At 63.2% G+C, this 24,442-nt stretch carries 25 protein-coding genes; 10 read left to right on the plus strand and 15 right to left on the minus strand.

Going from position 1 to position 24,442, the window contains the following annotated elements:
- Positions 1 to 2 precede the first annotated feature (2 nt).
- The 6 genes from J0I47_RS08450 to J0I47_RS08475 all read right to left on the minus strand — a co-directional run bounded on the left by J0I47_RS08450 (position 3) and on the right by J0I47_RS08475 (position 7,469).
- A complete protein-coding gene (locus J0I47_RS08450; RefSeq protein WP_294046365.1) occupies positions 3 to 1,244 on the minus strand; it encodes an efflux RND transporter periplasmic adaptor subunit in 1,242 nt (413 codons plus the stop codon).
- A gap of 125 nt (positions 1,245 to 1,369) precedes the next feature.
- Positions 1,370 to 1,798: a hypothetical protein gene (locus tag J0I47_RS08455; RefSeq protein ID WP_294046367.1), complete on the minus strand. Its 429-nt coding sequence runs from the start codon at positions 1,796 to 1,798 to the stop codon at positions 1,370 to 1,372.
- A gap of 338 nt (positions 1,799 to 2,136) precedes the next feature.
- Positions 2,137 to 2,856: a Crp/Fnr family transcriptional regulator gene (locus J0I47_RS08460; RefSeq protein WP_294046369.1), complete on the minus strand. Its 720-nt coding sequence runs from the start codon at positions 2,854 to 2,856 to the stop codon at positions 2,137 to 2,139.
- Positions 2,853 to 3,227: a response regulator gene (locus tag J0I47_RS08465; RefSeq protein WP_294046370.1), complete on the minus strand. Its 375-nt coding sequence runs from the start codon at positions 3,225 to 3,227 to the stop codon at positions 2,853 to 2,855. The genes J0I47_RS08460 and J0I47_RS08465 overlap by 4 nt, the downstream gene beginning before the upstream one ends.
- A 13-nt stretch (positions 3,228 to 3,240) precedes the next feature.
- The gene (locus J0I47_RS08470; RefSeq protein WP_294046372.1) at positions 3,241 to 6,999 is read right to left on the minus strand and encodes a GAF domain-containing protein; all 3,759 of its coding nucleotides are present in this window, start codon (positions 6,997 to 6,999) and stop codon (positions 3,241 to 3,243) included.
- Positions 7,000 to 7,223: 224 nt separating this feature from the next.
- Positions 7,224 to 7,469, minus strand: coding sequence for a hypothetical protein (locus J0I47_RS08475; RefSeq protein WP_294046374.1), 246 nt, complete (start codon positions 7,467 to 7,469; stop codon positions 7,224 to 7,226).
- A gap of 38 nt (positions 7,470 to 7,507) precedes the next feature.
- On the opposite strand from J0I47_RS08475, the gene J0I47_RS08480 reads away from it, so the two are divergent.
- The 4 genes from J0I47_RS08480 (at position 7,508) to J0I47_RS08495 (ending at position 9,569) form a co-directional block, all read left to right on the plus strand.
- On the plus strand, positions 7,508 to 7,921 hold the full coding sequence (locus tag J0I47_RS08480) for a response regulator (protein WP_294046376.1): 414 nt from the start codon (positions 7,508 to 7,510) through the stop codon (positions 7,919 to 7,921).
- Between the two features lie 123 nt (positions 7,922 to 8,044).
- Positions 8,045 to 8,251 carry a hypothetical protein gene (locus tag J0I47_RS08485; protein ID WP_294046377.1) on the plus strand — a complete coding sequence of 69 codons (207 nt, stop codon included), beginning with the start codon at positions 8,045 to 8,047 and terminating at the stop codon, positions 8,249 to 8,251.
- Between the two features lie 180 nt (positions 8,252 to 8,431).
- A complete protein-coding gene (locus tag J0I47_RS08490; RefSeq protein ID WP_294046379.1) occupies positions 8,432 to 8,656 on the plus strand; it encodes a hypothetical protein in 225 nt (74 codons plus the stop codon).
- Positions 8,657 to 8,969: 313 nt separating this feature from the next.
- The gene (locus tag J0I47_RS08495; RefSeq protein WP_294046381.1) at positions 8,970 to 9,569 is read left to right on the plus strand and encodes an AbiV family abortive infection protein; all 600 of its coding nucleotides are present in this window, start codon (positions 8,970 to 8,972) and stop codon (positions 9,567 to 9,569) included.
- A gap of 136 nt (positions 9,570 to 9,705) precedes the next feature.
- Here J0I47_RS08495 and J0I47_RS08500 read toward each other — a convergent pair whose 3' ends face one another.
- Entirely contained in the window at positions 9,706 to 9,885 is a 180-nt protein-coding gene (locus J0I47_RS08500) for a hypothetical protein (protein ID WP_294046383.1), read from the minus strand.
- 136 nt (positions 9,886 to 10,021) lie between these two features.
- Between J0I47_RS08500 and J0I47_RS08505 the strand changes: the two genes are divergently transcribed.
- A complete protein-coding gene (locus tag J0I47_RS08505) occupies positions 10,022 to 10,633 on the plus strand; it encodes a hypothetical protein (protein WP_294046385.1) in 612 nt (203 codons plus the stop codon).
- Between the two features lies 1 nt (position 10,634).
- Complete coding sequence (locus J0I47_RS08510; protein ID WP_294046387.1) at positions 10,635 to 10,943, plus strand: sigma-70 region 4 domain-containing protein; 309 nt, start codon at positions 10,635 to 10,637, stop codon at positions 10,941 to 10,943.
- Here J0I47_RS08510 and J0I47_RS08515 read toward each other — a convergent pair.
- Positions 10,911 to 11,252: a conjugal transfer protein TraD gene (locus tag J0I47_RS08515; protein ID WP_294046388.1), complete on the minus strand. Its 342-nt coding sequence runs from the start codon at positions 11,250 to 11,252 to the stop codon at positions 10,911 to 10,913. The genes J0I47_RS08510 and J0I47_RS08515 overlap by 33 nt on opposite strands.
- Entirely contained in the window at positions 11,179 to 11,505 is a 327-nt protein-coding gene (locus J0I47_RS08520) for a conjugal transfer protein TraD (protein ID WP_294046389.1), read from the minus strand. The genes J0I47_RS08515 and J0I47_RS08520 overlap by 74 nt, the downstream gene beginning before the upstream one ends.
- 168 nt (positions 11,506 to 11,673) lie before the next feature.
- On the opposite strand from J0I47_RS08520, the gene traA reads away from it, so the two are divergent.
- Positions 11,674 to 14,559, plus strand: coding sequence for a Ti-type conjugative transfer relaxase TraA (gene traA / locus J0I47_RS08525; protein WP_294046390.1), 2,886 nt, complete (start codon positions 11,674 to 11,676; stop codon positions 14,557 to 14,559).
- A gap of 285 nt (positions 14,560 to 14,844) precedes the next feature.
- Here traA and J0I47_RS08530 read toward each other — a convergent pair whose 3' ends face one another.
- Positions 14,845 to 15,345: a ferritin-like domain-containing protein gene (locus tag J0I47_RS08530; RefSeq protein ID WP_294046391.1), complete on the minus strand. Its 501-nt coding sequence runs from the start codon at positions 15,343 to 15,345 to the stop codon at positions 14,845 to 14,847.
- A 198-nt stretch (positions 15,346 to 15,543) separates the two neighbouring features.
- Here J0I47_RS08530 and J0I47_RS08535 point away from each other — a divergent pair, with 198 nt between their 5' ends.
- The gene (locus J0I47_RS08535; protein WP_294046392.1) at positions 15,544 to 16,515 is read left to right on the plus strand and encodes an HWE histidine kinase domain-containing protein; all 972 of its coding nucleotides are present in this window, start codon (positions 15,544 to 15,546) and stop codon (positions 16,513 to 16,515) included.
- A 15-nt stretch (positions 16,516 to 16,530) separates the two neighbouring features.
- On the plus strand, positions 16,531 to 17,010 hold the full coding sequence (locus tag J0I47_RS08540; protein ID WP_294046393.1) for a response regulator: 480 nt from the start codon (positions 16,531 to 16,533) through the stop codon (positions 17,008 to 17,010).
- Positions 17,011 to 17,031: 21 nt separating this feature from the next.
- Here the strand turns inward: J0I47_RS08540 and J0I47_RS08545 are convergent, their stop codons facing one another.
- Genes J0I47_RS08545 through J0I47_RS08555 form a run of 3 tightly spaced genes read right to left on the minus strand, consistent with a single transcriptional unit; the run spans position 17,032 to position 19,373 of the window.
- Complete coding sequence (locus J0I47_RS08545) at positions 17,032 to 17,571, minus strand: inorganic diphosphatase (protein ID WP_294046394.1); 540 nt, start codon at positions 17,569 to 17,571, stop codon at positions 17,032 to 17,034.
- Between the two features lie 41 nt (positions 17,572 to 17,612).
- Positions 17,613 to 18,107, minus strand: coding sequence for a YetF domain-containing protein (locus J0I47_RS08550; RefSeq protein WP_294046395.1), 495 nt, complete (start codon positions 18,105 to 18,107; stop codon positions 17,613 to 17,615).
- Between the two features lie 15 nt (positions 18,108 to 18,122).
- Positions 18,123 to 19,373 carry an NRAMP family divalent metal transporter gene (locus J0I47_RS08555; RefSeq protein WP_294046396.1) on the minus strand — a complete coding sequence of 417 codons (1,251 nt, stop codon included), beginning with the start codon at positions 19,371 to 19,373 and terminating at the stop codon, positions 18,123 to 18,125.
- A 313-nt stretch (positions 19,374 to 19,686) separates the two neighbouring features.
- Here J0I47_RS08555 and J0I47_RS08560 point away from each other — a divergent pair, with 313 nt between their 5' ends.
- Complete coding sequence (locus J0I47_RS08560) at positions 19,687 to 20,991, plus strand: carbohydrate porin (RefSeq protein WP_294046397.1); 1,305 nt, start codon at positions 19,687 to 19,689, stop codon at positions 20,989 to 20,991.
- 374 nt (positions 20,992 to 21,365) lie between these two features.
- Here J0I47_RS08560 and J0I47_RS08565 read toward each other — a convergent pair whose 3' ends face one another.
- On the minus strand, positions 21,366 to 21,710 hold the full coding sequence (locus tag J0I47_RS08565) for a response regulator (RefSeq protein ID WP_294046398.1): 345 nt from the start codon (positions 21,708 to 21,710) through the stop codon (positions 21,366 to 21,368).
- Positions 21,711 to 21,757: 47 nt separating this feature from the next.
- Positions 21,758 to 24,325, minus strand: coding sequence for a PAS domain S-box protein (locus tag J0I47_RS08570; RefSeq protein ID WP_294046399.1), 2,568 nt, complete (start codon positions 24,323 to 24,325; stop codon positions 21,758 to 21,760).
- Between the last annotated feature and the right edge of the window lie 117 nt (positions 24,326 to 24,442).

Consider the following 24,442-nt stretch of genomic DNA (forward strand, 5'->3'; position numbering starts at 1 on the left):
GGTCAGCCCGCCCGGCCGTTGCCGGTCCCGCTCTTGCCGTCCTGGCCCTTCTGCCCGTCCTTGCCGCCGCCCGAGCGGATCTTCTGCGGCGACCCTGCGGGAACCGGCTTGACCGCCTGACCCGGTTTCAGCTTGCCGACGCCCTCGGTGATGATCTTGTCGCCGGGCTTGAGCCCGCTCGTCACCACCCAATAGGCACCGATCGTGCGTTGCGTCGTCACCGCGCGCGTCTGCGCCTTGTTGTCGGCACCGAGGACGTAGACCTGCGCATTGCCTTTCGGATCGCGCGTCACCGCCTGCTGCGGGACCAGCACCGCATCGGGATCGGTCGCCTGGGCGAAGCTCGCGCGGACGAACATGCCGGGGAACAGCAGCCCCTGCGGATTGGGGAATTTGGCGCGCAGCGTAACGGTGCCGGTCGAGGTGTCGACGGTCACTTCGCTGAACTCGACCGTGCCGGCATAGCCATAGGCGCTGCCGTCATCGAGCAGCAGCCGCACGTTCGCCCGCGCCGGGATCACGCCGCCGCTCGCCAGCGCACGGCGTAGCGCGAGCAGATCGGTCGAGCTCTGCTGGATGTCGACGTACATCGGGTCCAGCGCGGTGATCGTCGCCAGCGGATCGGTCTGGCTCGCCGTCACCAGCGCACCCTCGGTGAACAGCGACCGCCCGACCTTGCCGCTGATCGGCGCAGGGACGGTGGTGAAGCGCAGGTTGATCTTCGCCGTCTCCAGTGCCGCGCGGTTCTGCGCGACCGAGGCGCTGGCCTGGCGCGCGGAAGCGGCGGCGTCGGTGTAATCCTGCTGCGCGACCGCCTGCGCCTGCGCGAGCGGGCGATAGCGGTCCGCCTTGATCCGTGCCGCCTCCGACGCGGCCTGCGCGCTCGACAGGTTGGCGGACGCCTGATTGGCGGCGGCGCGATAGAGGCTGGGGTCGATCTGGTAGAGCGGCTGGCCCTTCTTCACGTAGCTGCCTTCGGTGAAGAAGCGGCGGTGGATGATGCCGGAGACTTGCGGCCGCACCTCGGCGATCGCCGACGCGTTGGTCCGCCCGGCCAGTTCGGTCACCAGCGGCACCGCGGTCGTCCGCACGACCATGTAGCCGACCTCCGGCGTCCCCTGCTGCCCGCGCCGCCCGCCGGCACCACCGGCGGAATCGTCGCTCTTTCCGCAAGCGGCCAGGAACATCAGCGACAGGGCGACGAGCGCGGGCGCGGCGCGTCGGAGCGGGGACGAGGAGGGCATGAGCGGCAGATGGTTCCCCGAAAAGAGCGAGTCAAACAAGGGTTTGTCGCAAAACTTATCGGTTTCGAACGCGCAACGATCGCAGTTGTTGCGCCGCCGCGACCTTATTTTGTCGTGACGGCGCCTCAGCGCGGGGCGACCAGCACGCGGATCGACGCGGCCTTCGCGCTCGACAATTGCAGCGTGTATCGACCCGGCGCGAGCGTGAAGTCGACGATCTTGCGAATGCCGGAGCAAGCCGGTCCCTCGGTATGCGCGACCGATTTGAGCGACGTCTTCGCCGGATCGATCAAGTCAATCCACGCGCCCGCCGACAGCGCGACGCGATAGGTTCCGTAGGTCGTCACGGTCAGCGGCACGACGCCACCAAAGCTACCCGGCGCCGGCGCGCGGTCGGGCGTGATCGCGAAGGCGGTGGCGGCGGCTGGGGTGAGCGTCAGCGTCGTCGGCTGGCCGATGGTCAGCGCGGCGGCGTCGGTCGTGCGCCACGCCGCGAGGTCGGCCGGCGGCGGCGCGACGGCGGTGCAGGCGGCCGGGGCCGGTGCAGTAGCCATTTGCAGAAGGGCGGCGAGTAGGGAGGTGAGCATTCGGTCAGCTATCCCTAGTTACGACGTGGTGAGGTCGCTTGCGCTCCCGTCACCAAAGCACAAATCGTCCCCCGGACGATTTGAGTCTTTGGTGACCCCTACGGTCACCCGGTCGACGCGGCAAGGTATTCATAAATTACCGAAATTCGCATTCGGCCCGGTCCCCGTACCATCAGATATACCATTTTGCCATCGGGATTTGGCGGAACCAACTGGGGCACGGGCACTCGACTTGCGTCGTGTCCGGACATGGGCCGTTTGCAGACTGCCGGCTTTCGGGCAGAGCAGCGTGAAAGCGGACCAATTTACTGCTCGGCTGATATCCGCGTCGGGTGGCGCCCTAAACGGCGTGCAAGCTCGCGCGGATGGCGGAGCTTCAAATGTCCGCCCCGCCATTCGATATCGCCGTCGCGCCGCGCCGCCTGGATCATGCGGTTGACGTGGACCGATGTCAGCCCGAGCGCATCGCCGAGCATCTCCTGCGTCAACGGCAGCTCGAACGCGCCGCCGACCGCCAGCCCCGCCAGCGCCAGTCGTTCGTGGAATTCGAGGAACAGGTCGTAGATCCTCTCCTGCGCGCTCATCCGCCCGAGCCGGGTGATATTGGCGAGCAGATACGCCTCCTCGATCGCCGCACTGATCGTGTACGCAGTGCAGAGCGAGGGATGATCGCCTTCGGCCGGCGGCGTGCAGACGGTCAGGTCGGTCAGCGCGACCACCGTCGACACCGCGAGCGGCGCCGGCTGGCGGCAATAGCCGATCAGGTCGCCGGGGAACAGGAAGCTCATGAACTGGCGCTGGCCATCGGGCAGGATGCGCGCCCGCGCCGCCCAGCCGGAGACGATCATCCGCATCTCGGTGATCGGCTTGCCCTCAGTTAGTAGTTCGCGCCGGGCCGGCACGCGTAGCGCGCGACCGATCGCGTCGGCCAGTGCAGCCTTGGCGGCCTGGGTGAGCGGGGCCAGCGCCGCGATCCGCCGCAATGCGGGCGGGGCATCGTCGCGGGGCGCGGGCAGGGCGGTCATGGCGTCTTCTCCGTGACGATCAATCGTTCGACCATGTCGAGCACCGCCGGGGTCGAGAACGGCTTGGCCGCGCGCGGTGCGTCGCGATAGGCGTCGGGCAGCGCCCAGCTGTCATAGCCGGTCAGGAACAGGTAGGGCACGTCGCGCGCCGCCAGCCGGTCGGCGATCGCATAGGAAAACGACCCTTCGAGGTTGACGTCAAGCAGCGCGGCATCGACCTCGCCCTCCGCCAGCGCCAGCGCGCGGTCGAGGTTGCCCGCCGGCCCGACGACGATCGCGTCCGCCCGCGTCAGCGCGGCCTTCAGGTCGGACGCGATGAAATATTCGTCCTCGACCACCAATATGCGCTTTCCGGCCAAATTCCCGGCCACGTCGTTGCCCCTTTCAAGCATCAGCCGCGGACGCGCCCGTACCGGGCAACGGCAAGGATATGGAGCAGCATACGCCGCCGCCCCGGAATTCCAGCTTTGTCTCGGCCCCTAGCCGATACGGCAACGCCTCTTCGATCAGCTCGCGACCGAACCCGTAACGGCTCGGCGCGACCGGCATCGCGGGCACACCCTGTTCTTTCCATGTAAGGTCAAGGGTTTCGCTGCCTCCATAACCTATGTTGGTGGTCCAGTCGATTGTCAGCCGGGCGCCCTTCTTGCTGAGCGCGCCATATTTGACCGCGTTGGTGGTCAGCTCGTGGATCGCCAGACCCAGTGATTCCGCCGTTTTCGAATCGAGCGCGACGTCGGGCCCGGCGATCGTGACGCTGGAACTATCGCCGACGCCGACGCTCAACAGTTCGTCGCGGATCAGGTTCTCGAGGTCGACCTTCCCGTGCGCGCTCTGCGTCACGATCACCTGGGTGCGCGCCATCGCCGCGAGTCGCCCGCTGAAATGGTCGGCGATCTCCTCGATCGGACCGCCCGCCTCGACAGTGCGGCCGAACACCGACCGCACGATCGTCAGAATGTTGCGCACGCGATGCTGTAGCTCGGCGACCAAAACCTGCTGACGGTTCTGCAAATCGCGCAAGTCGTCGACGTCGGTCGAGGTGCCGAGCCATTCGATGATCTCGCCATGTTCGTCGCGCACCGGCGTCGCGCGCGTCTGGAACCAGGTGTAGCGATGCTGCGACGCGTTGCAGATGCGGTAATCGGCGTGGAACTCGCCGCGCTCGACCGCGCCCGCCCAGACCTCCTTCACGCGCTCACGATCGTCGGAGTGGACCGTGTCGAGCCAGCCGAAGTCGTGACTGTTGGCGTCAGATTGTCCCGTGAACTCGGTCCATTGCGGGCTCGCCCAGGTCCAATGCCCGCCGTCGACCGCGCGCCAGACGAGCTGTGGAACGCCTTCCATCAACAGCTTGAGCCGCGACTCGCTTTCGCGCAGCGCCGTTTCGGCGCGCTTGCGCCCAGTAATGTCCGCGAGCACGCCGGTAAGTCGGCTTGCGACCGGTGGCGAGCCTTCGAACGTGGTGATCGCCCGGGTCGACATCCACCGCTCTTCGCCGTCGGACGTCTGGATGCGATATTCCTCCTCCAACGTGCCGGGTCCAGCCGGATCGACCGCGCGTGCGACCGCGGCGGCGTAGCGCGGACCGTCGTCGGGGTGAAAGGTCGTGGCGAGCGCTTCCGCCAGCGAAACCGTGCCATCAGGCGGCAGGCCGAAATGCGCCCGCGCACGCGCATCCTCCTCGGTTCGGTCCTCGGCGACATGCCACACGAACGTTCCCAGATCGGCGGACGCCAGCGCAAGGTGAAGCCGGTCCTCGCTTTCGCGCAGTGCCGCTTCGAAACGCGCGCGCGCGACCGCGGCCCAGGTGCGTTCGGTCGCTTCTTCGAGCAGGACGATCTCATCCGTCGTCCACTGGCGCGGTTCGGTGGATACGAAGCCGGCGGCCCATATAAGCCCTTCCCGCCCACGCCTGACCGGCACCGCGACAAAGCCGGCGGCACACAGTCCGGCGAAAGACTGCCGATCGGTGTCGGTCAGCCGGGGATCGGTGCGGACGTCGCTGTAGACGATCGGCTGTTGGAGGAATTCCTTGAGGGCGTTGGGGAAATCCGAAGTGCCGTAACGGCCGAGCATGGGCGGCAAATCATCACGCCGGACCTCGTTGGTGACGGCGATCTCACCTTCATCCAAATTCGCGCTGACGATATACACGCGGTCCAGCGACAATTCGTCGGCGATCATGCGGACGGCGCGATCGCCGACCGCTTCGGCGCTCGCCTCCGCGCGCAGGGCATCGCTGAATTCGAGCAGGAACGACTGACGCTCCTCGCTATTGCGCAGTGCCGCTTCGGCGCGCCTTCGGTCGGTGACATTGCGGAACAGCATCGCGATGCGGCCGGCCCGTTCGGCGGGGAGCGTCTCCACATCGAACCACTGGTCGAGCGCGGCGACATAGGTAGTGAAATGCTCGGCCTGGCCCGTCGCCTCGACCCGCGCATAGGTCTGCATCGTCGTTTCCTCGATACCGGGCACGATCTCGCGTATCGTCTTGCCGACCGGGTGGTCGAGCCCGCTCTGGCGATCGAATGCCGGATTGACGACCAGATAGCGATAATCGATCGGCTCGCCGGGCACCCTCTCGCACAGGCAGAAGCCTTCTTCGATCGTTTCGAACAGCAGGCGGTAGCGCGTCTCGCTGTCGCGCAACGCGGCCTCTGCGCGAACCCTCTCGACGGCTGCCCATGTTCGCTCGCCGACTTCTTCCACCAGGCTTATCTCGGCGGGCGTCCAGTCTCGCGGGACGATCGAATGAACCCCAACCGCCGCGAACCAGCGACCGCCCTTGACCAGTGGAACACCGATCCATGCCCTGACCTTGACGGCACGGTGCGCCGAGAGATTGCCCAGGGTCTCTGCGTCGCGCTCGGTGTCGCTGAAAGCCATCGTGCGCCCGGCACGGTAGCCTTCGCGAATGTCGTCGCCGAAATCGCTGACCAGCATGCGGTCGGGCAGCGGGATCACCTCCCGCTCCCATCGAGCGGTCAGGAAGAACGTGTCTTCATCGGCCTCGACTTCGTAATAGCCAGCCCGGCTGACCTGCAATTGCTCTCCCAGCAGCCGCACGGCAGCTTCTTGTATCTCGATGGGGTCGGCCAGTGGCCGCAGCGTGTCGCTGAGCCTGAGGAGGAACACTTGCCGCTCTTCGCTTTCGCGCAGCGCCGCTTCGGCGCGCGCGCGTTCGACCGCCGCCCAGACGCGCTCTGCTACATCCTCGACCAGCGCCACGTCGGCGTCGGTCCAATGGCGCGGTTCGTGCTGATGCACGTTGAGGTTCATCACGAAACGCCCGGCGGCCATCAGCGGCACGCTCAATCCCGCGCCCACGCCGATCGCGGCCAGCGCGGCAAGATCGGGGCGGGCATAAGGCGGGTCGCCGACATCGTCGTAGCGGACGGTCTTGCCGGCGCGCAGGTCCCTCAGCATCGGCCCGCCGAAATCGTCCAGCCGCAGCGTGGCGGGATGGGTCTGCGCTCCTTCGGCAGTCCACCCTTCGCGAATATGCGCGACCCCGGCCGCGTCGTCGATCTCGGCGAAGACGATGCGCGAAGTGTGCAGATGCTCGCCGAGCATCCGCGACGCGTTGGCGACCACCCGCTCGGCGGTATCGCCCTTGCGCATCGCGTCGCCGAGCGCGAGCAGGAACGCCTGCCGCTCCTCACTTTCGCGCAGCGCCAACGCCGCGCGCCGTCGTTCGCTGGTGGCGATGCCATTCATATAGGCGGCGATCACCGCACCCCCGGCATCGCGGACCGGCGTCAGATACGCGTCGAACACTTCGACCGTGCCGGTTTCGGCGGGATCGAGCGGTTGTGCCGGGATATGCAGGCTCTCGCCTGCAAACACCCGATCGTAGACACGCGCGACCGCGGCAAATTCGTGCGCGAAGACCTCTCCAAGCGGTCGGCCGAGCGCGCCCGGATGCTTGTCGCCGTAGTGCCGGATCGCTTCGTCGTTGTAGAGAAAGATGCGCTCCGCGCCGACCGCCAGGCTGGCGAGATGCGGCGCCGCGATCATCATTTCCACCGCAGTGAGCAAAGGTTCGGGCCAACGCTCGATCGGCCCGAGCGGGGTCGCCGCCCAGTCGAACGCACGGCTGCGGTCGGCCATCTCGCCCGATCCGTGAATCCGCTGGGTCATGGTGCCGGCTGCCTCTCTTTAGGTCAACGCGTTACACGACTGATCGGCAGCGGCCATAAACTAACGCAATGCCGGCGCGCCGCCCTGCACCGCGTTGTGATCGTCACGACCGAGAAATATCGACTGATTACCGGTGGACAGCGGCTTTATAGCAAGTAGCGGAGCCGAGGGCCGAGATCGCTGACCGGCGGCTGAGCCTGCTCCCGGCGCGTGGCGCGCAGCTGTCAGCCAAGCGCTCGTAAGCAGCGGAATTCTGCACGACCGGTCAGATCGACCTTGACCGTTATCAATGGACCAAACCGAGAACACCGGATAATCATCCTGGCATGTGCTTCCACTGCGACCATCACCGCGCTCGAGCCGCCTATCAGCGCGCTGCCGCAGCGGCCGGCGACCCGACGACTCGAAAAGCCCATCTTGACCTTGCGCTTCTTCACGAAAAGCGCGTCGCTGAATACGTCGCCGTACACGGATGAAACAATGTAGGTTAATTGCGCATTGAGGCGCGATGACTGATGAAACGACACCGTTCGCGTTAGTCGTCGACGACGATCCATTCATCCGGATGGATGCGTGCGACATTGTCGAAAATGCTGGATTCCGCTGCCTGGATGCGGCTGACGTAGTCGAGGCGATCGGACAGCTTGAAAAGCGTTGGGAGAGTATCGCTCTCCTTTTCACGGATGTGCAGCTCGGCGACGGCCGTGATGGTCTGTGCCTCGCGCGTGAGGTCTCCAGACGATGGCCTGAGATCGGCATTTTGGTCGCAAGCGGCAACGTGCGGCCGGGCGAAGGCGACCTGCCAGAAGGTGCTGAGTTCATCGCCAAACCGTTCAACGCCGAGGTGGTCCATAGTCGCCTTGCTGAGATATTACCGGACGGACAAAAACCAGAACCGCTCAAGCGGCGGTCGGTCGGTTAGACGGCGCAATGCGACTCTTCTCTCATCTAAATGAATGCGGCAAAGTGACGAGTGATTTGAGGGCATTGAGCTGGCCGATATAAAGCGGCGCGCTACCACGCTACTCAGGTCGCGCGCGACATCATGTGCGCCGAGATCGAACTGGGGCGTCTTTGCCTCGGCTGCGGCGTCGAAGCCGACAACGATGCCGGAATACGCGTGTTGTTCGTCCATCTCCGCGAGATGGTGATCGCCCCAGGTCTGAGATCGCCCACCAGCGCGTTGTTGTTGGCTCACTTGGGTTGTCAGTATGTGATGATCGATCGTTGTGCCTGCCTCACGCTGGCATGACGCCAGGTGGACTCGGACCGCGAAAAGTAATTTGCTTTAATGCGGTAGTCTCGGGTGGAGCGTTATCAAGCGTGGGCGCTCGCCCTTCTCTGAATGCGAGTGTGAGCCGGGGAGCCCCCTTGGTCCCCGGCCCCGATGTAATGCAAGCCAGGAGCCGGCATAGCAGACGATGATACCAAAATGACCAGCCAGCGTCCCTCCAACGCGGCGTCATCGGGCGATGGAGAGGATGAGGGCAGCTCATCGAATGGCGGCGACGAATCCCATCAGCATGATGACCAAAAAACTCGTCCTTCGACGCAGGGCGAAGGCGCTGAATCTGGTGTCACCAGCGACGACCCACGGAAAACAGAAAAGCTGACGCACGAGGGCCGCGATTACAATCCGGACGAAGCTGTGGAATAGCGTACCGGTCATAGCACCGCTGACGGGGGCGCCTCATCTCCGAGCGGTCAACCCGGTCGCCTTAGGCAGCTGACGCTCAATGGCGGTCGTCTGCAAACTCCCTGTAAATCGTCCGCTTTTGGGTTCGAGACTTCTTCTGTTGAATGACCGGAGAGGGGCGCGAAGCTGTCAGTCGGCTCCCGACCCAATAGCGGACATTCGCCGCCGGTATTGGCTCGATCGGTGCGGGCAAGGTGGCTACGGTATCCGGCGGAAAAGCGTGACTACGGCTGAGGATATCTTTGCCACGTCACCAATAAACAGGGCCTAGTCGATGACAGACGACGATCTGAAGGCGATACAGCCGATTATCGAGAACTGCGGCGGCCTGATCGACGACGCGATACTGCTGGTAAAGGCGGAACGATATCCGCGCGCATTTGCGCTGAACGTCCTCGCGCTGGAGGAACTTGGGAAGGCCATCCAGGTCCGTTGGAAGCAGCTCGGCGTGACCATTACGAGGCAGAAGCGATCGGCTCATATCCAGAAGCAGATGGCGGTCGCGTGCCTGCTAATCGCCGAGAAAGTGCTACCTTTCTACCGAAGGTTCTTCGCGGGTGAGGTCAGCCAGCCGGTGATGATGGTTGAGCTGGCGACCGCTTTCATAAATTCTGACGAGCGACGATTTTTCGAACGCGTCGCTGCGATCGAGCTGGATCGATCAAAGCAGGTGGGTTTCTATCATGATGACGTGACGATTGCGACGCACTCTCGCGACGAGATCGACGCCGACTTCACGCTGCAGCTTTCGCAGACACTGGCCAAGGCCATGCCGCTTCTGAAGAGCGAGATTGCGATACAAGTCGCAGGCATATTCTACGAGATCATGCCGCAGATGGCCGATCAAATACTGGCCGACCGGAACGCCTACTGACCCCGGAACGGGTGAAACGATCGAACATCTCGTCGGATAGATATTTGTCCGCTTCCCACCACTTTCGTACGTTCGATAAGTTCAGATCAAGGGATGATTAGAGCCAATTCCATGCCGGTTGAATCTCGGGCGCCGCTTAGTCGCGCTGCTTTTCAAGCCGCTCGACTTCTTGCTCTACCACCTTCCGAATGAACTCCGCGCGACGGCGCGGTCCGACGATTTTGTCGATGCGCTCTGCCAAGCCATCCGGCAAGCGGATGACGGTCTTTTTGACCTTGAGTGGCGGCCTTCCCATTCCGTCGTCGTAACTGTGCATCGGCCGCAATCAATCAGAAGCTGAATAAAGGACATCCCTTATTGCGAATTTATCGCGACGTGTCTATAAAGGATGTCCTTTAATGGCATCGGTGCTTGTAAAGTGAGGTGCCGGGCAAAGGCGAGGATCCGTGGCGATGTCGACAATCTACACTTTCGCTGATTCCGGCGGGCAACGATCGGCGACTTCACGTCGGACTCTATTGAGCAGTTTGGCTGCAGTTTCGATCGGGTCGGTCGCGGGTGGCGCGCCGATGTCAGGCGCGCAAACGTACGGATTGTTTGGCCGGTCAAGCGATCAACCAATCACTTTAGAGCGTAGCTTCGAGGGCCGTCGATTGAGCCGGTTCCGTTATCATAATGCCGAGAGCTTTTTTCGGAGTTGTGGAGAGAGGGCAGGGCCGCTGGCTGATACGCTTTATCGAACCGGCATCGTCATGCAGCTCGGATTGAGCTCGCATCTGCTGGACGTCGGTTTTGCCGACCAATGGTGTGCGCGCAACCTCGGACTCTTCATCGAAAAATCTCTGACGCTCGCCAACGCGACGGGTCTCGGTTTTCATTCGACCGACCTTGCAACGCTAGCTGCTGCTTTGTCGCCATACAGCAAATGGCGAAACGCCGGAATGCGGGAGGTCGATCCTAATTTCGCGTTCGCACTCGACGACATTCAGCCACTCGTGCGATCGCTGCTCGACCGCGTTCGCGACGTGACGGGGCACGCTCGGCCGGCGGTACGGCGGCGGTAGCATGGACGATCTCAGCGAGCGCGCAAGATCGGCGTATTTGCGCACTGTGGGACTCGAAGAAGCGCCCCCGGTCGAGGCGACATCTGCGCAATTGGAAGCCATGCAAGCTGCTTTAATGGCACGGCCACGTTTCACGCGCGAAGTGTTTCTGGCGCACCGCATCGACGACATGAGCTACGACGAAATTGCGCGTCGCACTGGCGTCAGTGTTCGACGGGTCGAGCGTGAAATATCTCGTGCGATAGCCGCCCTTGCGTTCGGTTCGAACCGACGAGCGCTACGCAAACGATGGTGGCACCGGCTCTATTGAAGCTGCTTCTCCATCGGCCTCCGCCTGGAATGCTCGTTTACCGCGCCGCCGCCATAGCGTTAGAGCGTTATCGCGGCGCTCGTCACGCAACGCGGCTGCCGCTTCGACAAACAATCCGAACATCACAGCGCGGTCGTCGTCGGTAAGTTCGATAAGCCCCGCTTTGGAGACTAATCCGCCTAGCTCGATCAACTGGCGCGTCCGCTCGCGGCGCTTCACTTGCCAGGCTCGCGAATCACTTCGCGCTCGTGCCGCCAGCAGACGATTCCGTGCCGCTGTCACCCGCCGAAGCGCCGCGCGCGCCGCCACTATTGCGGCGAGCGGCGCTACCGCTTGTCGATTGAAAGAACGCCGCGCCGCGCTTGCTCCAACCCTCCTTCGTGGCGGCATCCGCGGTTTCGACGGCGGCAAGCAATGTTCCGGCCAGTTGCTCGATCGGTAAGCCGTCGGCGCCGGTCGCCACCAGCAGATCGCCGAGCTGCTGCACCTTGCGCTGTCGAAGTTGCTTCGCCTTGTCGTCGAGCGCTTTGAGTTCGGCATCGTAGTCGCGGGGTTTGCGCATCACACGTCTCCGTTGAGGTGATGTGCCATCATAATCGAGCCGCTGGATCGGCGCTGTAGGGGCGTCGGGACAGCCTGATACCAGTCAGTCCCTCACAGGAATTTTCGTGTGAGGGCGCGCTTATACGTCGTGCCGACGTGCTCGTTCAGGAGTAGATGGATCGCCGCCATGGCGATCTACCATTTCTCCGCAAAGGTCATCTCCCGCGCCAACGGATCGTCAGCACTCGCCGCTGCCGCGTACCGTTCGGCCTCGCGGCTGCATGATGAGCGGATTGATCGGCATCACGACTTCTCGAACAAAGCCGGCGTCGTTTATTCCGAAGTTCTGCTGCCCGACGGCGCGCCGGAGCATCTGTCGGATCGCGAGCGGCTGTGGAACGAGGTCGAAACCGTCGAACTGCGTAAGGATTCGCAACTTGCGCGCGAGATCGAGTTTGCGATCCCACGCGAACTGGACCAGCCCGAGGGCATTCGCTTGGCGCGCGAGTTCGTCCAGGCAGAGTTCGTCGATCGCGGTATGATCGCCGATCTTAACGTCCATCGGGATGTGGGCGCAGACGGCGAGCCCAAGCCGCATGCGCACGTGATGCTGACAACGCGCGAGGTGGGCGACGGTGGGTTTGGCGCCAAGGTCCGCGACTGGAACCGCACTGATCTGCTCCAGCATTGGCGCGAGGCCTGGGCTGAGCATGTGAACGCTCGGCTCGCCGAGCTCGACATCGATGCACGCGTCGACCACTGCAGTCTCGAAGCGCAAGGGATCGACCTCGAGCCGCAGCACAAGATCGGCCCGGCTGCGTCGCGCATGGCAGGGCAGGGAGTTGATGCCGAGCGGCTGGTCGAGCATCACGCCATCGCGCGAGCGAACGGCGAGCGGATCATCGCCGATCCGGCGATCGCGATCGATGCCATCACGCGCACCCAAGCGACGTTTACGAGCCGTGATCTCGCGATGTTCGTGCATCGCCACAGCGACGACAAAGACCAGTTCGATCGCGCGATGAGTGCGGTGCGAGCGTGCCCTGAACTGGTTGCGCTCGGCACAGATGGGCGCGGCGAGGATCGGTTCAGCAGCCGCGACATGGTCGCGACCGAGCAACGGCTTGAGCGGGCGACTGCGGCGCTGGAAGCAGGTCGGCGGCACGGCGTGCCCGACCAGCATTGCAAATACGCATTGGCGCGGGCCGAGATGCGCGGGATGGTGCTGTCGCCGGAGCAACGCGGCGCGTTCGACCATGTCACGAGCGGGCGCGGTCTAAGCGCGGTCGTTGGCTACGCCGGTACTGGTAAATCAGCAATGCTGGGCGTTGCGCGCGAAGCTTGGGAGGGTGTCGGCTACAGTGTTCAAGGATGCGCGCTGTCCGGCATCGCTGCTGAAAATCTGGAGCACGGTTCGAGCATTCCGTCACGCACGATCGCTAGCCTCGAACATCAATGGGATCAGGGCAGAGAATTGCTATCAGCAAACGACGTGCTGGTGATCGACGAGGCCGGGATGATCGGCACGCGCCAGATGGAACGCGTCATCAGCGAAGCGCACAAACGCGGCGCCAAGGTCGTGCTGGTCGGCGATCCCGAGCAGCTGCAAGCGATCGAAGCGGGCGCCGCGTTCCGCTCGATCGCCGAGCGGCATGGCAGCGTTGAGATCACCGACATCCGCCGTCAGCGCGAGGACTGGCAGCGTCAGGCGACACGGTACCTCGCGACGGAGCGGACCGGCGAGGCGATCGCGGCCTATCGCGACCACGAGATGGTTCACGCGGCAGACACGCGAGAGCAAGCGCGTGCAGATTTGATCGACCGCTGGGATGCGCAACGGCGTGAAGCACCAGGCGCGAGCCGTATCATCCTAACGCACACCAATGACGAAGTCGAAGCGCTGAACCAACGTGCACGCGAACGCTTGCGCGCGGCCGGACTACTGGGGGCCGATATCCTGCTCAATGTCGAGAAGGGCGAGCGCCGACTTGCCGCGGGCGATCGGGTCGTGTTCGGTCGTAACGAGCGTAGCCTGGGTGTGAAGAATGGTTCGCTAGGGATCGTCGAGAGCGTGACGAACACGCGAATGGCAGTGATGCTCGACGACGGCCGTCCGGTCGCTTTCGATTTGAAGGACTACGCCGCCATCGACCACGGCTACGCAGCCACCGTCCATAAGGCCCAGGGCATGACCGTCGACCGAGTTCATGTGTTGGCGACACCTGGGCTTGATCGTCATGCCAGCTATGTCGCGCTGTCGCGCCATCGCGATGGGGTAGAACTGTATTATGGACGTGACGACTTTGCAGATGATGCGAAGCTGGTGCGCATGCTATCGCGTGAGCGTACCAAGGATATGGCGTCCGACTATGCGCGGGAGTTCGCAGATCGGCGGCTGATCGTACTACGGTCGCCAGGTCCTGAGCAGTCACCTGCCGCACCGGCGCGCGATCCGTTCGCGGGGCTGAGTCTGACTGCCACGCCGCTTGAGTCCTCGCCGCAGACGCCATCTCTGGTCGGTTCGCCGCGTGCCGACTTGCCGCTCGCCATCGAGCGGCACGGCAAGATCGTTCGCGACATGCGCTTCGCCCATAGCGTTGGCGATCCCTATACGCCCGAGAATCGCCAGGAGCTTGCTGCCAGTAGGGCATCGCTCGACGCGATCCGGCTGCATGCCGCCCATGATCTCGAAACAGCGTTTGCCAACGATCATGGACTCATTGATGAAGCCGCGCAGGGCAGGACTGCCGCAACACTACGCGCGCTCCAGCTTGAGCGTGAGATGCGGGCCGATCCACAGCTCCGGGCCGACAAGTTCGTCGAGCGTTGGCAAGCGCTTGAGCGTCAGCGCCGACTTTTCATGCGTGATTATGAAGCGACCAGCGCCAATCGCATCGCCGGCCGGATGTTGGGCATGGCCAAAGCCCTTGAGCGGGACCCGCAGGTTGAGTCGATCCTGCGCAATCGCAAAGCTCAGCTTGGCTTGCCCGAAGTGCCGGGCCGCAGTGTCGCCCAAAGCCTGGGCGAGATGGTCGGCCGCACCTGCGGGAGAGGGCTTGGCATCGGGATGTAATCGCAACGGCCGACTTGCCGCGCTTGGGCCACGCCATGATGTGGGCTTTGATGCGTACATTCCGAAAACGCGGGACGGCAGAAATTGGGTGGTTTGCCGACAGGCTGCTAGGCCCCCTAGTCTCGGTCATACAGAGCGCCCGCCGGCGACCCTGAAAGCTGTCGTTTGTTCACCTCTGCTAAGTCCGCGTTCTGAGCGGCTAAAGACTCCGGTCAGTTACTACGCACGTATCCAAAACGCTGTGGCGACCGGCCGATTAAGCGGCCGCCATAGAGATCGCCGTAGTTACGCCGTTTCTTCCATTGCTTTTGCATTAGCTGCGGCATCGGCAAGCGCGGTCAGGCCCTCGTCCGTCGCGCCTTCCTGTTGCAGTGTTTCATCGAGCAACTTGGCGGCATCGTTCAGCCCGAGCACGGTGGCCCAGCGCTTGAGCGTGCCGTAGCGGGTGATTTCATAATGTTCGACCGCCTGGGCGGAGGAAATCAGCCCGGCATCGAGCGCGGGCGAGTCCGCGAATTCCTCGAGGATTTCGTCGCCTTCGGCGAGGATGCCCAGGATCGCCTCGCACTTCTTGCCGCGGGCGGCCTTGCTTATGATCTTGAACACCTGCTCGAGCCGATCGACCTGCCCCTCGGTCTCGCCGCGATGCTTCTCGAACGCGGCTTGCAGGTCGGGGCTTTGCGCACCCTTGGCCATCTTGGGCAACGCTTTCAGAATCTGCTTTTCCGCATAATAGATATCGCGCAAGGTATCGTGGAACAGGTCTTCGAGCGTCTTTGTCGCCATGGCTCTTCTCCCTATGCCGCAGGAGCGCGGCTGTCGGAAAAGTGATTGATTTGCTGGTTCGTTCCACGATCGAGACCCGAGACTAATTTGCAACAATGTGATTTTGGCACTGGCCCTTTTATTTTTGCGAGACCACGAGAGTAATCAGCGTGGCGGGTTGCCGTGGAAAGCGGCTTCGCCCGATGCTAGTCAGACTAGATGCCCTTATCGCGTGACATCGACACACTCGGCCTCGGCGCAATTCTGAAGACAGCCCTCGATGCCGTCGTGGTGATGCGGTTCGACGGCACGATCGCTGGCTGGAGCGATAACGCCCAACGCACGTTCGGCTGGTCGTTCGACGAGGCCGTGGGCCGGCGCATGAGCGAACTGATCATCCCGCATCGATTTCGCGAAGCGCATGAGCAAGGCCTCGCGCGATTCCTGATGTCGGGCGACGCCGTTGTTCTCGACAGCCGGCTCGAACTCGAAGCGCTGCATCGCGATGGCCACGAAATGCCGGTTGAACTGTCGATCACGCGCACCAGTTCGTCGGGTGAACCGGTGTTCCTCGGTTTCTTGCGAGACATTAGCGCGCGTCGCGCCGCGGAACGCCGCCAGCAGCTGATGATTGGCGAGCTCAACCACCGCGTAAAGAACTTGCTTGGGGTCGTTTCCGCGATCGCACATCAGACCGCCCGGAGCTCATCGTCGCTGGAGGATTTCGAGCCCGCCTTTGTTGGTCGGCTGCAAGCGCTCGGTCATGCGCACGAGATACTGAGCGCGGCAACCTGGGAGCGCGCGTCACTGACGTCCTTGGCAAAAACGCTCCTTGGCGCCTTTTGCGGCGATGAGGATGGCCGGGTGCGAATCGAGGGTCCCGACCTGCTGCTCTCGCCGCGGCAGTTCCTCAGCGTCAGTATGATCCTGCACGAACTCACTACCAACGCCGTCAAATATGGCGCGCTGGGCAGTCCCGATGGGGCCATCGATCTTTCCTGGACCGAGACCGCTGGGGCCGTGGCCTTGAGTTGGTGTGAGCATGTTGCCGGACCAGTTGTGCCGCCAACGCGCCAAGGCTTTGGGAGCAAGATGATCCAGCTCAGCGTTAGGCACGAGCTGAAAGGCCAAGCGACATCCGAATGGTCCTTGAGCGGGCTCGTGTTTCGCGTTTCATTTGATATGGATTAAGCATAAGGAAAGGCGATGCGTCTCCAGATGCTCGAACCGCTACTAGCCACCAACGGCAAACGACCGCCCGCGCCGGCGATTGCGCCTGGTAGGTCGAGCGACGAAGCGACCAGGCTTGAGACGCGTGTCCTGATCGTCGAAGACGAAATGATGATCGCCTGGATGATCGAAAGTCTACTCTCCGACGCTGGGTTCGAAAACGTCGCGATCGCGGCCGACGGCAAGGAAGCCTGCCGGCAGGCGTCAGAACAGACGCCCGGCCTGGTGGTGTCCGACATCAATCTGGGTTCCGGCATCAACGGCGTCGAGGCAGCGGTCGCGATCTGTCACGCCGGACGAATCCCTGTCCTGTTCGTGACAGCTTATGCGGATGGCGCCACCCGCGAACGGATCGCCGCGCATTTCCCCCACGCCGAACTCCTGCGCAAGCCTGTCGACGGAGCTTCGCTCACAGCTGCGGTCCATCGTGCCCTGGAATTCCGGCACGGCAACTAGATCGATGGATCGTCGCACGGCCTATGATCGCGCGTGAAACTGTCGATGAGCTTCCTGCAAGACGACAAACGCCGCGGCAGCATCTCCCCGCTCCAGCACCTCGAAACGCTTCCCCTTCACCTCGTTATAGGCTTCGAAGAAACGCTGGATTTCGGCCGAAAACGCGTCGCCCAGTTGGTCCAGTTCGTTGATGCTGGCGAACAGGCGTGACTCTTTCACCCGCGCGATCAAACGATCGTTCCGCGCCGTATGACCATCTTCGGTTTGCTCGGCTTTGATCACGCCGAGCAACTTGGCCGTGACGAGGCAGCCGATCGGTAGTGGATCTTCGACCAGAAGCAGGATGTCGAGTGGGTCGCCATCGCCGCCGAGTGTACTCGGCACGAACCCGAACGCCAAGGGAAACACGATCCCGGTCGGCAGGATGCCAGTCAGCTCGAACAGCCCGCTTTCGCGGTCGTAATCATATTTGGCGTGACTACCGAGCGGCGTCTCAATGATGGCCCGACACGTTAGCGCCTCCGCATCGATACAAGGGTCGAGCACGGTAAGGTCGCTCATGCGGAAAACCGCCGTAACGCACGAGCTCGTTTCGACGCCATCTAGTTCTTCCTCTTGGGAATGACGCTTATCTTCCCGCCGCGCTCCATTGTCGCGAGCTCGGCGTCGGCGGGATTTTCAAGCTGCTCCATGCGAAGACCTTCGAGCAGATCGTCGTCGCTGATATGATGGCGCAACATCGCCTGACGGTCGGGTTCGCCGCCGCGAAGAAGGGTCACAGCGCTTCCCTTCACGAATTTTGAGAGGAAGTTGGATCTGACGGTTGCCATCGCGATGACACGGTGGAGGATAACGAAGAGCAACGTGGCAGCGAGCGCCGGCACGAACGGGGCCTTACCCGTCATCGCGCGACTGACGTTCGAACCGACCACGACCGCCACGATGATGTCGAGCGGACTGAGGTTGGAAAAGGTGCGACGCCCGGCGATGCGGATGCACAGCAAGCCATAGAAGAACAAGATAAGTGCGCGGGCGCAGAATTGTGCGATGCTTGGCGTGCCGTCGTCCGGACCGACGATTGCCTGAATCAATTCCATCGAGCTCTCCTTGGATCAGCCGGGGACGATGACCATGGCGATCGCAGCCGCCGCCATCACGCCAGTCGCCAGCCATCCGAAGAACTTGAGCGAGGGCGATGCGACGAACTCGCCCATGATACTGCGCCTGGATACGACGAGCATCAGTCCAATGAGCACAGGCACCGCCGCCACACCGTTGATGACGGCGCTCCAGAACAATGCCTTCATCGGATTGATCGGCGACCAGTCGATCGCAAGGCCGAGCAGCATGCCAAGCGTGATGACGAGGTAGAATGCCTTTGCGCGCCAGGGCTGATGTTCGAGGCTCGCCGTCCAGCCGCCAATTTCGCAGATGGCGTAGGCGGAGGAGCCGGCGAGGACTGGGACCGCAAGCAGGCCGGTGCCGATGATGCCCAGGCTGAAGATCGCGAATGCGAGATTGCCGGCCACTGGCTTGAGCGCCTGGGCCGCATCGGCGGCACTCTGGATGTCGGTCTTGCCGGCTGCATGCAGCGTCGTCGCGGCACCGAGGATGATGGCCAGCGCGACGATGTTTGAGACGGCCATCCCGGCGAACGTGTCCCAGCGAATACGGCTCAGCGCGTCGGGCGCCTGTTCCTTCTTGCGCGTGAGCGGCTCTCGCTCCTTTACCTGCTCCAATTCCTCGACCTCCTGGGCTGCCTGCCAGAAGAAGAGGTAGGGGCTGATCGTCGTGCCGAAGACGGCGACGATCGTGGTGACCGCACCGGCGCCCGCGATGGTGGGTACCACCAGCCCGTGCAGCGCGGTCGGCCAATCAACCTTCACGATGAACAAGAGCGCGATATAGGCGAACAGGACCAGCGTCAGCCATTTCAGGAAGTTCACATAGCGGTGATAGGGGACGAACAGCTGCAACAGCAGCGAGACGACCGTAAACAGCACCGTGAAGGCGTGTGTCCAGCCGCCTACAACGAGCGCGGAAGCCTCGCCCATCGCGGCGAGATCGGCACCGATGTTGATCGTGTTCGCGATAAAGACCAGTCCAATAAGAAACAAGACCAGCCATCGTGGCATGACTTTGTCGAGACTGCTTCCCAACCCCGCCCCGGTCACGCGTCCGACGCGGGCGCTCGCGAGTTGCACCGCCACCATCAGCGGATAGCACAAGGTCATGGTCCACATGAGGCCGGCGCCGAACTGTGCACCGGTCTGCGAATAGGTGGCGATACCGCTGGGATCGTCGTCGGCCGCGCCAGTGACGAGACCCGGACCGAGCCGCTTCATGCGATCGAGAAATTTCAAGATCCTACTCCCAAATCCGCCACGTCGTCGCGCGCCCTTTGTCCCACGATGACCTCGAAACGCCTGTAAAATGGCGAAGGTCCAGCCTGAAGGCATTAACGCGGATCATCCCACTGAATTCGAATGTCGCTACAGAGGGCTCGGGACTCAGGCGAGGCCCGCAGTGACCGCGCAAGAGCAATCATGATGCTGAGAGATGACGTCGCGAACACCGCGCTAGGAGGCGCGTGAACCGCAAACTAACTTTGACCGAAAGAGATGGCTGCCGGAAATGACCGTTACCAGAAGCGGTTGCGAGTTGGAGGAGAGTGCGATGGCCGAAAAGCCGCGGTCGACTTCGTTGCCTGATGTTGCCGCCACCCAATCTTGCGCGCGCAGGCTATTGAGGTTTAGGCTGCATATGCTGGCTGGGGCTGCCGCGATTGCTGCAATAACCATTGCCACACCTGCGGCCGCCGACGATCCGCCTCCCGTGCTTTCGGTTTTGGTCCGCAATATTCTCGATGGATGGGCGGTCCTCGACGGCGATCGACGCCAGCCCGTCGTCTTGGATCGACTACAGGTTTCAGGCACGGTGGCCTTTGACCGCCTCGGCATAGAAGGCCTCAGTCTGCACGGTCAGATCTTCCGCATAGCGGGTTCGAGCCTCAGTGAGCGCATCGGCGACGTGCAAACGGCGGATGCGATCGACGCCGTGCCAACGATGCGGCTGTTCGAGGCTTGGGCCGAAAAGCGTTGGGGCAGCGCCGACCGCAGCATCGCGCTGCGTGTCGGGCTGATGGACCTGAATGCGGATTTTGATTCGATCTCGGCTGCCGGTTCCTTCATCAACTCTTCCCATGGAGTGGGAGCCGACCTAGCGCGTAGCGGCCTCAACGGTCCTTCCATCTACCCCGTTTCGGCATTCGGCGCACGCCTCGACGTCGCGCCATGGAAGCGGTTTGCCATTCGCTACGCGTTGCTGGACGGGGTCGCCGGCGATCCTGCACGTCCTCGCGCGTTCGTCATCGCGCGGCTCGCGCCACGTGACGGCAGCCTCTCCATCGCGCAGATGGACTGGCGACCAAACGAGAAGGTGCACTTCGCGGCCGGCGCCTGGCGATACAGCCGTTCGACCGTCACGCTCGACGGAGCCGAGCGGGGATATCGGCAGGGGGTGTATGCCGAAGCCGAAGGTTCGTTGACAAAGAAGATCAGCGTCTGGGGGCGGATCGGCGTGGACGATGGCAGGGTCGAGGTCGTCAGCGGCTATGTCGGAGCCGGCCTCCTGTTGAAGGGGGCGTGGGCCGGTCGCCCGGATGACAGCGTCGGTATTGCGGTCGCTCGCGCTTACAACAGTCCTCAGGCTCGTCGGCCGAGTGACCTGGCTCCTGCGGAGACCAGCGTCGAACTCACCTACCAGTTCAAGCTGTCGCCCGTGCTGTCGGCACAGCCCGACTTTCAATACATCTTCGATCCCTCGCTCGACCATCGCGCCAGGAACGCCGCCGTGCTGGGGCTGCGGCTGATCGCATCCTTCGGTTTTCCCAAGCCCTCGCCACCGACCGATCCGGGCGACCCGACCGTCAAACCTCCCGATCCAGTACCTCCTGACGACTCGGCTACCCCCTCAGGCTGACACTCGATCACCGCGACTTAAGTCGAGCCATCGCGCGGAAGCGAAATCTGGCGTGCTGAAAACTGGGGCGCACTCCGTCATGGGTGTCGCAAGCGGGACAAAATGTGAGAACGCGATTTGAGCACCGAAACCGAGCAACTTGCGATAGAGATAGCCAGGGTAACGCGAATCTGCGCGGAACTGGGAGAAACGCCCGAGGCGTCGCTGATCAGGCAGGTGTTGCGCCATCTTGAATTGACGCTCTGGGAGCTCTCGGACCGGGACATCCTCCCGACCGATGGTAGAGACTGGTGGCGCGACTGGCAGGACCGAAGGACGGGACGATCGGATCAGGAGTAGTTGGCGGCCCGAACATGGGTCTACGGCTGGTGGCGTTACATCAGACTACGGAACGCTGCTCCGACCGCGTGCGCCTGAACTGGCTTGGCGAGGACGAGGGCCGGCGGGTTACAGGGTTCGCAGTCCTGTGGCGTTCCGCTGATGAATATCACCGGGATCGACCCCAACTGATCATGAATTGATGCGACCGCCGCGGGTCCCGTCCCCTCCAATAGTCTGACGTCAGATGTGATCAGCTGTGGCGTATGCGCGAGCGCGGCTGCGACCGCTTCCGCTTCCGTGACGGCAAAGTCGAACGATGTTGCGCCTTCGTCCTCCAGCATGACCTGGATGTTCATGGCAATGAGTGGTTCGTCTTCGATGATCAGCACATGGCACATGAGGTGACTCCGTCCGATCTCAACAATCGAGGAGTCTTAACGGTCCGTCAGCTATCGAGAACTTTTCTTACCATCAGGGCAAGCTGATCAAGACCGAACGGCTTGGGCAGGAAATTGGTGCCGGGATCGATGACGCCGTTATGGACGACGGCGTTGCGGGTGTAGCCGGTCATGTAGACGATCCTCGCCTGAGGCAGCAGCGGCGAGACGCGGTCCGCCAGCTGGCGGCCGGTCATCTCCGGCATGACGATGTCGGTAAGCAGCAGGTCAAACGCCTGGCCAGCTTCGATCATCGCCAGGGCCTCAACCCCGCTCGCCGCATGGACGACTGTATAGCCCAGTTCGCGCAGGGCCTCGACGGTGAACTCGCGCATCCGGGGCTCGTCCTCGACCACCATGACGACTTCACCGGGATTTCCTCCCTTGACCGTCTGCGAGCGTTCCCGACGCTCGGGCAGTTCGGCAGCGCCGTAGAAGCGCGGGAGGTAGATCTTGAACGTCGTGCCGTGCCCGACTTCCGAATAAACCTTCAGATTGCCACCGGACTGGCGAATGAAGCCGAAGGCCTGGCTCAGCCCGAGGCCCGTCCCCTTGCCGACGGCCTTGGTGGTGAAGAAGGGGTCGAATGCCTTGGCCATCGTGTCCGACGACATGCCGGTTCCGGTATCCGTCACGCAGATCAGGACATATTGGCCCGGCTCAATGTCGTATTGCTGCGCATAATTGGCGTCGATGTGTGCGTTCGCCGTTTCGATGGTGAGCTTGCCGCCGTCGGCGATCGCGTCGCGGGCGTTCACGGCGAGGTTCACCAGCACGTTCTCCAGCTGGTTGTGGTCGGCGAACGTCTTCCACAGGCCCGCCCCGAGCACGATCTCGAGTTGGACGGCCTCCCCGATCGTCCGGGTGAGGAGGTCGGACAGGCCTTTCACCAGGCGGTTGGCATCCACCGGCTCCGGCGCGAGCGGGGCCTGGCGGGCAAAGGCCAGCAGCCGTTGGGTCAGCGAGGCGGCGCGGGTCGCGCCTTCCATCGCCGCGTCGACGTATTTGCCGACATCGGTGTCTCCTTGAGAAAGGCGACGCTGGAGCAGGTTGAGACCGCCGATCACCACGGCCAGCATGTTGTTGAAGTCGTGCGCTATGCCGCCGGTCAGCTGTCCGACGGCTTCCATCTTCTGGAGTTGGCGGAGTTGGTGCTCGGCGGCGGCGCGACGGTCGGCCTGCTCCCGCAGCTCTGTTGCGACCTGGCCGAGCGTTTCGTCCTGCTGGTTGATCCGCCCCTCCATCCGGATGAGCGCTTCCGCGCGCTCGACGGCCAGCCAGGTGACTTCGGCCACCTCGCGTGCCAGCGCAGCCTGGTTCGCGGTCCACGCGCGGACCGCGGCGTGATGGATGAACAGGCCTCCCTGCCATTTTCCACTCTCGAAAATCGAGAGACAGATGCCGGAAAGAACGCCCTGTTCGGCGAACTCCGTCAACCCGCCCATCGCATCGCTGCGGCTGTCGCTGAAGAGGAGCGTTTCGCCCGACCGTCGCTGGTGTTCGACCCTCGCGCCGAACTGATCGGTGGGATGTGTCCCGACCAGCGCCGGCATGGTGCCGTCCGTCCAACCGGGCCGGTATCGCACATACCCTTCGCCCGCGAGACGATAGAAGCCGACCCGGTTGGCGCCGAGGCGCTGGCCGAGAGCCTCCGCTGCCAGCCGCAACACCGCGTCGGGATCGCTGAGCCTGCGCGTATCGACCATCAGGCGTGTGATGAAGTCGCGCTCGTCCGCAAAGGACCGCGCCTGTCGTTCGCTCTCCGCCAGCAATTCCGTCGCGGCGCGTTCCTCGGTGACGTCGCGCGCGGTTCCGATGAAGCGCAGCATGTGGCCGTCGTCATCGCACTGCACCTCGCCGCGCCGCGATATCCACCGGAGCTCTCCGGTGTCCGCCCGATTGATGCGATAAACGACGTCGCCGAGCGCACGACCGGCCGCACGAGACTCCGTCGTGGAAACGAGGTGCTGATCCTCCGCAACGATCAGCGCCTCGACCTGCCTCGCCGGCGCTGTCTCCTGCCCGGTGAGGCCGAAGATCTGCATGAACGTGGGTGAACCACGCAGCATGCCGTCGCGGTCGACAGAGAAGACGCCGACGCCCCCAACTTCCTGCGCGAGGCGAAGATTACTCTCGGCCTCGTGAAGCGCCGCCCGCCCGAGATGCTCATTGGTGCGATCCCGCACGATCTTAAGGAAGCCTTGATGCTCTCCGTCCGGCCCACGAAGCGGCATCATTTCGCCCGACGCCCAGAACCGGCTGCCATCCTTGCGCAGGTGCCAGCGCTCGTCACTGGCCCGGCCTTCTGCAAGAGCGAGCCGCATTTCGGTGCGGATGCGGTCTTGCGTCCGGTCTTCCGGCGTGAAGAAACGTTCGGCGGTGTCGCCGCACATCTCGTCGGCGGTCCAGCCGAAGCAGGTCTCCGCGCCGGCGTTCCAGTCGGTCACAATACCTTGTGGCGTGGTGGCAATGATGGCGAAGTCGACGCTGCTGGCCAGAATGGCGCGCTTGTGCCGCAGTTCCAATTCCAGCGAACGATTTCGCTGAATGAGGTTGTCTGTTTCGTCCGGTGGCACTCGCCAGTCTATGACTCATAATCGTTTGGAGGGCCAGCATCGGGCGCGGTTTCTCAGTGGGATTGCCTGACTGATTGCATGGACTAGCTCCACGATGACGGGAACACGGCCGGCGGT

Source organism: Sphingomonas sp., from assembly GCF_017304635.1.
In the GTDB taxonomy this organism is placed as follows: domain Bacteria; phylum Pseudomonadota; class Alphaproteobacteria; order Sphingomonadales; family Sphingomonadaceae; genus Sphingomonas.

Excerpts from the sequence above, each read along its gene's own strand:
- J0I47_RS08450 (WP_294046365.1), bottom strand. The coding sequence starts at position 1,244 with ATGCCCTCCTCGTCCCCGCTCCGACGCGCCGCGCCCGCGCTCGTCGCC.
- J0I47_RS08455 (WP_294046367.1), bottom strand. The coding sequence starts at position 1,798 with ATGGCTACTGCACCGGCCCCGGCCGCCTGCACCGCCGTCGCGCCGCCG.
- J0I47_RS08460 (WP_294046369.1), bottom strand. The coding sequence starts at position 2,856 with ATGACCGCCCTGCCCGCGCCCCGCGACGATGCCCCGCCCGCATTGCGG.
- J0I47_RS08470 (WP_294046372.1), bottom strand. The coding sequence starts at position 6,999 with ATGACCCAGCGGATTCACGGATCGGGCGAGATGGCCGACCGCAGCCGT.
- J0I47_RS08480 (WP_294046376.1), top strand. The coding sequence starts at position 7,508 with ATGACTGATGAAACGACACCGTTCGCGTTAGTCGTCGACGACGATCCA.
- J0I47_RS08485 (WP_294046377.1), top strand. The coding sequence starts at position 8,045 with ATGTGCGCCGAGATCGAACTGGGGCGTCTTTGCCTCGGCTGCGGCGTC.
- J0I47_RS08490 (WP_294046379.1), top strand. The coding sequence starts at position 8,432 with ATGACCAGCCAGCGTCCCTCCAACGCGGCGTCATCGGGCGATGGAGAG.
- J0I47_RS08495 (WP_294046381.1), top strand. The coding sequence starts at position 8,970 with ATGACAGACGACGATCTGAAGGCGATACAGCCGATTATCGAGAACTGC.
- J0I47_RS08500 (WP_294046383.1), bottom strand. The coding sequence starts at position 9,885 with ATGCACAGTTACGACGACGGAATGGGAAGGCCGCCACTCAAGGTCAAA.
- J0I47_RS08505 (WP_294046385.1), top strand. The coding sequence starts at position 10,022 with ATGTCGACAATCTACACTTTCGCTGATTCCGGCGGGCAACGATCGGCG.
- J0I47_RS08510 (WP_294046387.1), top strand. The coding sequence starts at position 10,635 with ATGGACGATCTCAGCGAGCGCGCAAGATCGGCGTATTTGCGCACTGTG.
- J0I47_RS08520 (WP_294046389.1), bottom strand. The coding sequence starts at position 11,505 with ATGCGCAAACCCCGCGACTACGATGCCGAACTCAAAGCGCTCGACGAC.
- traA (WP_294046390.1), top strand. The coding sequence starts at position 11,674 with ATGGCGATCTACCATTTCTCCGCAAAGGTCATCTCCCGCGCCAACGGA.
- J0I47_RS08530 (WP_294046391.1), bottom strand. The coding sequence starts at position 15,345 with ATGGCGACAAAGACGCTCGAAGACCTGTTCCACGATACCTTGCGCGAT.
- J0I47_RS08535 (WP_294046392.1), top strand. The coding sequence starts at position 15,544 with ATGCCCTTATCGCGTGACATCGACACACTCGGCCTCGGCGCAATTCTG.
- J0I47_RS08540 (WP_294046393.1), top strand. The coding sequence starts at position 16,531 with ATGCGTCTCCAGATGCTCGAACCGCTACTAGCCACCAACGGCAAACGA.
- J0I47_RS08545 (WP_294046394.1), bottom strand. The coding sequence starts at position 17,571 with ATGAGCGACCTTACCGTGCTCGACCCTTGTATCGATGCGGAGGCGCTA.
- J0I47_RS08550 (WP_294046395.1), bottom strand. The coding sequence starts at position 18,107 with ATGGAATTGATTCAGGCAATCGTCGGTCCGGACGACGGCACGCCAAGC.
- J0I47_RS08560 (WP_294046397.1), top strand. The coding sequence starts at position 19,687 with ATGGCCGAAAAGCCGCGGTCGACTTCGTTGCCTGATGTTGCCGCCACC.
- J0I47_RS08565 (WP_294046398.1), bottom strand. The coding sequence starts at position 21,710 with ATGTGCCATGTGCTGATCATCGAAGACGAACCACTCATTGCCATGAAC.